This window comes from Actinomycetes bacterium, assembly GCA_036000965.1.
Classification (GTDB): Bacteria; Actinomycetota; CALGFH01; order CALGFH01; family CALGFH01; genus DASYUT01.
This window is the reverse complement of sequence record DASYUT010000079.1, coordinates 1-7,994: the sequence shown is the minus strand read 5'-3', so window position 1 is coordinate 7,994 and position 7,994 is coordinate 1. Positions and strand designations below refer to the sequence as shown.

The window sequence follows — 7,994 nt, the reverse complement described above, 5'->3', positions numbered from 1 at the left end:
GCTACTACCGCGCCATTGCCGACCGGGTCGCGCTGGTGGCGATCTCGCAGGCGCAGCGCCGCCAGCTCCCGGACCTGCCCTGGGCGGGCGTGGTCCACAACGGCATCCCAGTCCACCAGTACCCATACCGGGCCGACAAGGAGGACTTCGCCCTGTTCCTCGGGCGCATGCACCCCGTCAAGGGCGCCCACCTCGCCATCCAGGCGGCCCGCGCGGCTGGCGTGCCCCTGGTGCTGGCCGCCAAGTGCAGCGAGCCGGCCGAGCTGGCCTACTTCCAGCGCGAGATCCGCCCCCATCTCGGCGGCGACGTCACCTGGGTCGGGGAGGCCGACACCGCCGTCAAAAAGGACCTGCTGGCCCGCGCCCGCTGCCTGCTGTTTCCCGTACGCTGGCAGGAGCCGTTTGGGATCGTGCTGGTCGAGGCGCTCGCTTGCGGCACCCCGGTGGTTGCGCTGGCTGGCGGCGCGGTCGCCGAGATCATCGCCGACGGCCGCACCGGCCTGGTCGCCGAGCGGCCCGAGGACCTGCCGGCGCTGCTGGACCGGGTCGAACGCATCGACCCGGCGGCCTGCCGCGAGCGGGCCTGGCGGTTCGACGTGGCCGCGATGGTAGCGGGCTACGAGGCCGTGTACGCTCCGCTGATCCGCGGGGCGGACTGTGCCGCGGCATGAGCGTCCCCGGGTCAGCCGCGGGCCGGTACCAGTCTCGCCCGGCCGGCCGTGCTCAGTGAACGATGAGGACTGGCAGGCGGGCGTGGTGCGCCATGCGGGTCGACACCCACCCCAGCCGCTCGGCACCGAGGTCTTCGGCTGCACCCAGCCCGTGCGCACCCACCACGATGACGTCGGCGTGCTGCTCATCGGCGGCGGCCTCGAGCTGATCGGCGGGGTCCCCGACGCGCAGCGAAAACGACCACGATAGCGGCAGCCCGCGCAGCGCCTCCGACGTCTGCTGACGAGCCCGCCGCTCCTGCCGCCGGCCGTAGCTGGCGCGGACGGTGGCCTTGGGCCCGAGCCTGCCCTCCCACGTCTGGCTGCGGTCCTGGACGTGGATGATCTCCAGCTCGGCTCCTTGGTCTGGTCGGCATGCGGTGCATGCTCGTGCGCGACCGCGGGATGGTCGTGCTGGTGGGCGTGGCTGGCCAGCTCGTGCTCAAGATCGCGTCCGTGCCGCAGGTAGTGTGGACTTGCCCCGGTTTCCCGTACGCTTCCTGTTTGCTTGGGTCGCTGCTACTGGCTGCCATGGGTAGCCTTGCCTCCTACTCCACCGGACGCAGCGAGCCAAGCGACGAGTGCCGCCTCGTTCGGTTGTACACCGCCTCGATCCACCAGAACACCTCCATGCGCGCCTCCGCCCGGGTGCGCCAGTGCCGCCGGTCGATCAGCTCACACTCCAAGCTCGCGAAGAAAGCTCTCGCAGGCGGCGTTGTCCAGACTGTCACCGACCGCGCCCATCGACGGGCGCATGCCCAGCGCCCACAGCCTGCTGCCGAACGCCAGCGCGGTGAACTGGCAACCGTGGATGCTCTCCTGTTTGTCAAGCGGCCTGGGAGCGCTTGGTTGCCTGACTTGCCGGCTTGAGTAAGTAGTAGATCTCTCGGGCGAGGTAGCGCTTCAGACAGTGGTGGATCAGCCCGCCGTCGGGGTCGACCCGGCGGCGGCTGACCGCCAGCTCCACCGCGCCGACCGCCAGCGCCGCGTTAGCGTGCTCGCCCATCGCGTGGCCCACCGCCAACCTGGAACAGCCGTCGACGATCGCCACCAGGTACAGCCTGCCCTCGTCGGTGGGCAGCTCGGTGGCGTCGGCGTGCCACAGACGGTCCGGCTTGGGTGGGCTGCACTGCCGGTGGCACAGGTCCGGTGCCGGCGCGGCCTTGGGGTCGCGCCGGGTCAACCCCGCCAGCCGCCGGCGCCGGTGGCAGCCCACCAGCCCAGCCGAGCGCAGCAGCCGGGCGACCCGCTTGCGGCCGACCCGGACGCCGCAAGCGAGCTCCCAGCTCGGCATGGACGCGCGGGGCGCCGTAGGTGGCGTCACTGGCCTGGTGGATCTGCTCGGTCAGCGCCTGGTCGGCACGCTCGCGGGCCGACGGGCCACGCCGGTGCCACTGGTAGTACCCCAGAGGAGGAGACGCGGGAGCACCCGGCAGCATCGCCGCAGCCCGCATGCCGCGCGGTGCCGGTCAACGAACCGATACCGGGTCACCGGGTCGTCTCCTTGGCGAAAAAGCAGCGGCGGCCTTGAGGATCTCCCGCTCGGTGCGCAGCTCGGCGTTCTCGCGGCGCAACCGCACCAATTCCTGCTGCTCGGCGGTGGTCAACAGGTCGTGGCGCTCGCCGCGGTCGGCCTGGTCGCGGCGCAGCCAAAGCCGCAGCGTCTCGCGGTTGAGCCCCAGCTCCCTGGCGACCTGGGCGACCGTCTTGCCGCTGCTGCGGACCAGCTCAACCGCATCCCGGCGGAACGCCTCCGGGTAGGGCTTGCTTGGCATCCCGAACCTCCCACTGCTGGTAGGCGCGGTCGCCGTCGAGGGCCTGGCGCTGCTCGCGTTCGTCTACCTGGGGCCGGTGCGAGCCCTGCTCGGTCACCAACCGTTGGCCCTTGCCCAGTGGGTGCCGATGCTGGTCGCCCCGGTGCTGCTGGTCGCGGCCGAGGAGGCCCGCAAGGCGGTCGCCCGCCAGCACCGGAGGACGGTGGCTGAGCCGATCGGCCCGGGACCATCGGGCCACCAGACCCTGAGGCGCCGGACCGCCGCCGTCTAGCGTTGGCGGCAGATGAGGACAAGTCCAGACGAGGTGAAGCGAGATGAACGTCAGGTCGATCTTCCGTCCCTGGGTGGTCAGCGTCGACGGCGACGACCGGCTGGCCGACGCCGCCGAGCGCATGCAGAACGAGCAGGTCGGGTCGGTCGTGGTGACCGTCGGCGGCCGGTTCGCGGGCATCCTCACCGAACGGGACCTCACCCGGGCCATCGCCGAAGGGGTCGACCCGCGAGGCGCCACCGCCGCCGAGTACATGACCGCGACGCCCGCCGCCGTCCACCTCGACGCCGACATCCACGAGGTCGCTTCGACCATGTTCGAGTTCGAGTGCCGCCACCTGCCAGTCCTGTCCGAGGACGACCAGCAGGTGATTGGCATGGTGTCGATCCGTGACCTGCTCGGCACCGCCATCCGCCTGGCCGGCAACACCGGCTAGCTCCATCGAACTGCCGGTAGGCCACGCGTCGAGCGACACGAGAAGCGGCGGGCGACCGCTTGCCGATGTTGCAGCCTTGCCTCCGGAGGCTGCCATGTCGCTCAGGTGGAGTGGTCTTCTCGGTAGCCTTGGTTCACGTCGATCGTGGTCGGCTGCAGGTAGGCGATCGGTCTGGGCCGGGCCGGTATGGCAGGTCTTGGAGGAAGGTGATGATGCATCGGGAGCTGCATCGCAGCGGTCGGGCCGGCTGGCTGCGGGCCGCGGTGCTCGGGGCCGACGACGGCATCGTGTCCACCGCCAGCCTGGTGATCGGGGTCGCCGCGGCTGCCGCATCGCGGAACGCGGTGTTGCTGGCTGGCGTGGCCGGGCTGGTCGCTGGAGCGACCTCAATGGCGGCCGGGGAGTACGTGTCGGTCAGCTCACAACGCGATGCCGAGCGGGCCGACATCGGCCGGGAGCGTCGGGAGTTGGCCGCCGACTCGGAGTTCGAGCGGGCCGAGCTGACCGAGGTGTACGTACGGCGGGGGCTGGATCGGGAGCTGGCCGCGACGGTCGCCGAGCGGCTGATGGCGGTCGACCCGCTGGGTAGTCATCTCCGCGACGAGCTTGGCTTGCAGCCGGGCGTGTTCGCGCGGTCGCTGCAGGCGGCGGTGGCCTCGGCGCTGAGCTTCGCGCTCGGGGCGGCGCTGCCGCTGACGCTGATCGTGCTGGCCCCGATCGGTGTCCGGATTCCCGTGACGGCGCTGGCCGCCTTGGCGCTGCTGGCGCTGCTCGGGGTGGTCGGCGCACGGCTTGGCGGTGCCCGAGTCTGGCGGGCGGCGCTGCGGGTGACCATCGGAGGGGGCTTGGCGATGGGCCTGACGGCGCTGATCGGGCAGCTGGTAGGCGCGACCGGACTGTGACTGCCGGGACCGATCCACCACCCGCACCACCGTCCCGCGTAGCCGGCCGACCAGCCTGCGGCCCTCGCGGGCCAGCATCCGTGCGTCCTGCAAGGCCAGCCTCGCGTCGCTCGGGTACCGGATGTCGGCCCCGATCACGGTCGAATCGATCCGCACCGCCCGGGCTCGAAAGCGGCCCTCTCGCTGGGCCGTGCCGATCACCACCCGGGTCAGCTCATTGAGGGTGTCCGCGATGCTCCGTACGCCTCCTCAAGAGGCAGCCACAAGCATCGACCGCGCGAGGCCGTCAAGGGCGCTGCGAACGCCCTGGGCGAACACCTCCACATCGGGGCAGCCGTCCCGGTCGGCGACCGCGGTGAGGCTGAGCTGCCCGGCGTAAGAAAAAACGGCGACGGCGAGCGTGAGGTTCCCCATGAGCGACACCACGGGGAACAGTTCCAGCAGCCGCGCTCCGGCAAGATACAGCGGCACCGGCGGCCCCGGGACGTTGGTGACGAAGAGGTTCACCGACCGCTGGTGGGCCAGGAACCGGTACCACGCGCGCTGGACGGCGACGAACCGGAAGATCCCGCTGCCCACCTGCGGGCGGGCCTGCTGCTTGCGGGCGGCGGTCTCGGCGGCGATCAGGTCGAGCCGGCGGACCGGGTCGGGCTCCCCCAGCGGCAGCGGCACCAGCATCATCGCGTCCTGGTTGCCGCGTGCCTGCCCCGGCTGTTCCCGATGGAGCGAGATGGGCACCATCACGCGCAGCACCAGCCCCTGGACGTCCTCGCCACGGCCTGCCAGGAGCTGGCGCAGGCCGCCGGCGACGGCGGCCAGGACCACGTCGTTGACCGTGGCGTGGTGGGCGTGGGCGACCTGCTTGGCAACCTCCAGGCGGCTGCGGATGACCGCCAGCCGGCGGTCGGCGCCGATCGGGCGGTTGAGGCTGGTGCGGGGGGCACGCTCGGCGAAGGCCTCCCGCCACGCCGACCAGGCGCGCCGCGCCCGGCGCAGCGTCCTGCTCGGATGGGCGAGGCGCGACAGCCCGCGACCCAGCCCCCGCAGGCGCCGGCGCAGGTTGTCGCGCAGCAGCTCGCCCGCGGTCGGGATCGGGGTCGGCGTCCACGGCGGCGCGACCGGGGTGGGCGCATCGGCGGCCAGGTCCAGCAGCGCCCCGAAGGCCGCCACGCCCGCCACGCCGTCGGCCAGGGTGTGATGGGCGCGCAGGAACAGACCCACCTGGTGTGCTGGCAGGCCGGGCAGCAACCACGCCTCCCACAGCGGCCGGGACCGATCCAGGCGTCGCCGAGACAGCTGCGCACAGGCCGCCAGCAGCTGGGCCTGGTCGCCGGGAGCGGCCAGCGGGTAGACCCGGAGGTGGTCGGCGAGGTCGAAGGATGCCGCGTCGACCCACAGGGGCCAGCCCAGCCCCCGCCGGGGTCGGTACAGCAGCTGCCGGAAGCGCGGGACCAGGGCCAGCCTCGGCTCCAGCTGCCGGCGGATGGCCTGGATCCGGACGCGACCATCACGGTCCAGCAGCCGGGTGCCGTCCAGGATGGCGAGCGCGCCGATGTCCTGGGACCAGCCGAGATCGTCCGCCCACAGCATGAGGAGGTCCGGGGCGGTCAGCCGGTCCAGGCGGCGTGGCTTGGCCATGACATCCACGCTCCTTTGTCGTTCTTCGTTCGTCGTTCGTCACCTATCCACCCCTTCTTGCGTCACTGGCACGCGTGCGTGAGCCGCGGCCGGGGTGCGCATCTTCGACAGGGAGACGCCCAGGCCGTAGGTCAGGAACGCGCCCTCGGGGATGACCTCGATGATGCAGCTGGAGGCCCGCCGCTCGGCCGGCAGCAGCGACGCCAGCTCCTTCGACAGCGACCGGGCCGCCGGTGAGCCGGCCGGGTGGACGATCGCCGTGGCGTGGAAGCTGACGGTTGCGGGCGGGATCGGCGCCACCAACGACAGGAGCCCGCCCCGGCGCACCGGCACGGTCACGGCGACCCGCCGGCTGGCCGCGATGTGCCTGGCCTTCCAGCTGTCGGGGGCGGTCGCCACATACAGCCGCCGTCCGACGGTGGTGTAGACCACGCCGCTGGATCGGGGCTCCCCCGCCGGCGTGATGTGGCTGAGGACCGCAAACGACGCCTTGGCCAGCTGGTGCCAGACTTGCTCGGTGGTGAGACGAGCCGCCATCGGCTGGCCGTCGTCCCCGGGGGCTGTGCGGGTCACACCCTCGCCTCCCCTGCCGACGCCTGCTTGCTTGTGCTGGGTCGTTGTCGCCATGGCCGCGTCTCCTGACCGTGCTCCGACCTTGGGGCGAGACCTTCGCCCATCTGCTGGAACCAGTCGTACTGGCTAACCGCCGGCGCTGGTAGGGGCGAACGGTAGGTGTCGATCGGGACCCTCGACCCGACCCGCGGCCTCCACCAGCTCAGGGAGGCAGACCTGACGAACGCTGAAGCTCACGCCTGACCGGAGCAGGAGCTCAAGGCGCTCGAGCGCCTCGGCGGCGACCGAGCCCGAGTCAAGGTGGGCGAGGCGAGGTTCGCGCCCATGGTGGCGGGCGGACGTCGCGTTCGATCGAGCCGCCGAGGCCAGTTCGGCCTCGTCGCGGCAGAGGTCCTCCTCGCCACGGACCGAGGCCACCAGCGCGAGCATGGCCAAGTGGATGAACGTGAAGTTGTCCTGATTGAGGGTGTCCGTGATGCCCCGGTCATGCGGAGACCCGGTGGAGCCAGCGGCGGAGACAGATCAGCGCGCCAGCGGCCCGGAAGACATCCCGGACGCGGTACAGCAGCCCGCGCCAGCGGCGCAGTGCCCAGGCGTTGGCCAGCTGCGCGATCGACTGCTCCACCAGCGCCCGCAGCCCCGCCTGCACGCGGTTGTAGGTCCGCTGCCCCTCGGTGAGGCGGTCCTTGGTCCGCCGGTCCCCGACCGGCGCATGCCAGTGGTCGCGCGCCCTGGCCAGCCCGCGGAACCCCGGTCCAGCACGCTGGCGACCTCGACGCCGTCCAGCACCTGGTCCAGCCCTGCCAGCTTGATGAGCTCGTGCTCGTGGCAGCTGCCCGGCCAGTACGCCGCCGTCCACCCACAGCAGGTCGCCCCAGATCGTGCTCACCGACAGCCCCTGGGCGGTGTGGGCATGCCGCTTGGCGTCGTACAGCACCTTCTGGCTGGCCACCCGCCTGGCCCACCTGGTCCCGCCTCGCCGGCCCGTCCACACACACCGCCTCGCCGACCTCGGCCATCTCCGCGAGCAGCTCGCGCAGGTCATCGAGGGTGGTGACGAAGGTGCCGTCGGGCTGGCAGAGCCCCAACGCTGCCACGGGGCCGAGCAACAGGTCCATGCTGTCGCCGACCCCGGTCGTGGAGATGCCGACCGCCCGGCCGGCACGCCGGTACGACAGCCCGTCGAGGATGACCGCGGCCACGGCGTCCAGGCGGACCTCCAGGGCAAGCGGCTTCCAAAACACCCCGGTCGACTCCATCCCGACCACGCTGACCCGGTGGCTCGCCAGCCAGTCACCCAGCAACACCAGCCCCGCGGTCGTGGTCCGAAACGTGCGGGTCTCGCTGCGCCGCTCCCCAGGTCGCTCCGCCGGCACCCGCACGCACGCGGTGACCGACGCCTTGTGCACATCCAGCCCGGCGCAGCGTTCGATGAGCCTGTCCACCCCGTCCTCCTCCCTCGACGGCCAACGCCGCCAGGGGGAGCCCCATCGCGAAAGAGTCTGAGGTCCGCCGGGTAGCGGCGGCGCATTGCTGCGCCGGGGCCCGCTAGTAACTCCTGGAGTGGTTGAAGGAAGGGACATCCCCCTGATGTGGTGAGCGGGCTTGGTGTCCCAACCACATAGGAGGATGTCCATGTCCAAGCGTAACGGCTTGTCGCGGGGTGACGCGCGCCGCAACGCCCGCCTG

General features: G+C 72.0%; 12 protein-coding genes. 6 read left to right on the top strand and 6 right to left on the bottom strand.

The annotated features are described in order from the left end of the window. The coding region (locus tag VG276_06520; GenBank protein ID HEV8649056.1) for a glycosyltransferase at positions 1–671 on the top strand (671 nt) is incomplete at its 5' end. A gap of 55 nt (positions 672–726) precedes the next feature. Continuing rightward, on the top strand, positions 727–921 hold the full coding sequence (locus tag VG276_06515; protein HEV8649055.1) for a hypothetical protein: 195 nt from the start codon (positions 727–729) through the stop codon (positions 919–921). A gap of 337 nt (positions 922–1,258) precedes the next feature. On the opposite strand, the gene VG276_06510 is transcribed toward VG276_06515, so the two are convergent. The 3 genes from VG276_06510 to VG276_06500 form a co-directional block, all read right to left on the bottom strand. Then, positions 1,259–1,441, bottom strand: coding sequence for an IS3 family transposase (locus VG276_06510; GenBank protein HEV8649054.1), 183 nt, complete (start codon positions 1,439–1,441; stop codon positions 1,259–1,261). A gap of 95 nt (positions 1,442–1,536) precedes the next feature. Continuing rightward, positions 1,537–2,004: a DDE-type integrase/transposase/recombinase gene (locus VG276_06505; protein HEV8649053.1), complete on the bottom strand. Its 468-nt coding sequence runs from the start codon at positions 2,002–2,004 to the stop codon at positions 1,537–1,539. Between the two features lie 175 nt (positions 2,005–2,179). Next, positions 2,180–2,485 carry a transposase gene (locus tag VG276_06500; GenBank protein HEV8649052.1) on the bottom strand — a complete coding sequence of 102 codons (306 nt, stop codon included), beginning with the start codon at positions 2,483–2,485 and terminating at the stop codon, positions 2,180–2,182. Here VG276_06500 and VG276_06495 point away from each other — a divergent pair. The 3 genes from VG276_06495 to VG276_06485 all read left to right on the top strand — a co-directional run bounded on the left by VG276_06495 (position 2,475) and on the right by VG276_06485 (position 4,094). Next, positions 2,475–2,756, top strand: coding sequence for a hypothetical protein (locus tag VG276_06495; GenBank protein HEV8649051.1), 282 nt, complete (start codon positions 2,475–2,477; stop codon positions 2,754–2,756). The genes VG276_06500 and VG276_06495 overlap by 11 nt on opposite strands. 43 nt (positions 2,757–2,799) lie before the next feature. Next, positions 2,800–3,192 (top strand): CBS domain-containing protein, encoded by a 393-nt coding sequence (locus VG276_06490; protein HEV8649050.1) that lies wholly within the window; start codon positions 2,800–2,802, stop codon positions 3,190–3,192. Between the two features lie 209 nt (positions 3,193–3,401). Continuing rightward, the gene (locus VG276_06485) at positions 3,402–4,094 is read left to right on the top strand and encodes a VIT family protein (GenBank protein HEV8649049.1); all 693 of its coding nucleotides are present in this window, start codon (positions 3,402–3,404) and stop codon (positions 4,092–4,094) included. A 249-nt stretch (positions 4,095–4,343) separates the two neighbouring features. Here the strand turns inward: VG276_06485 and VG276_06480 are convergent, their stop codons facing one another. The 3 genes from VG276_06480 to VG276_06470 form a co-directional block, all read right to left on the bottom strand. Then, on the bottom strand, positions 4,344–5,732 hold the full coding sequence (locus tag VG276_06480) for a wax ester/triacylglycerol synthase family O-acyltransferase (GenBank protein HEV8649048.1): 1,389 nt from the start codon (positions 5,730–5,732) through the stop codon (positions 4,344–4,346). Positions 5,733–5,771: 39 nt separating this feature from the next. Beyond that, positions 5,772–6,305, bottom strand: coding sequence for a pyridoxamine 5'-phosphate oxidase family protein (locus VG276_06475; GenBank protein HEV8649047.1), 534 nt, complete (start codon positions 6,303–6,305; stop codon positions 5,772–5,774). Positions 6,306–6,789: 484 nt separating this feature from the next. Continuing rightward, positions 6,790–7,257 (bottom strand): hypothetical protein, encoded by a 468-nt coding sequence (locus VG276_06470; protein ID HEV8649046.1) that lies wholly within the window; start codon positions 7,255–7,257, stop codon positions 6,790–6,792. Between the two features lie 164 nt (positions 7,258–7,421). On the opposite strand from VG276_06470, the gene VG276_06465 reads away from it, so the two are divergent. After that, complete coding sequence (locus VG276_06465) at positions 7,422–7,811, top strand: hypothetical protein (GenBank protein ID HEV8649045.1); 390 nt, start codon at positions 7,422–7,424, stop codon at positions 7,809–7,811. Positions 7,812–7,994: the final 183 nt, after the last annotated feature.

Coding starts and splice junctions, on each gene's coding strand:
- VG276_06505 (HEV8649053.1), bottom strand. CDS start 2,004: ATGCCGAGCTGGGAGCTCGCTTGCGGCGTCCGGGTCGGCCGCAAGCGG.
- VG276_06500 (HEV8649052.1), bottom strand. CDS start 2,485: ATGCCAAGCAAGCCCTACCCGGAGGCGTTCCGCCGGGATGCGGTTGAG.
- VG276_06490 (HEV8649050.1), top strand. CDS start 2,800: ATGAACGTCAGGTCGATCTTCCGTCCCTGGGTGGTCAGCGTCGACGGC.
- VG276_06485 (HEV8649049.1), top strand. CDS start 3,402: ATGATGCATCGGGAGCTGCATCGCAGCGGTCGGGCCGGCTGGCTGCGG.
- VG276_06480 (HEV8649048.1), bottom strand. CDS start 5,732: ATGGCCAAGCCACGCCGCCTGGACCGGCTGACCGCCCCGGACCTCCTC.
- VG276_06465 (HEV8649045.1), top strand. CDS start 7,422: ATGCTGTCGCCGACCCCGGTCGTGGAGATGCCGACCGCCCGGCCGGCA.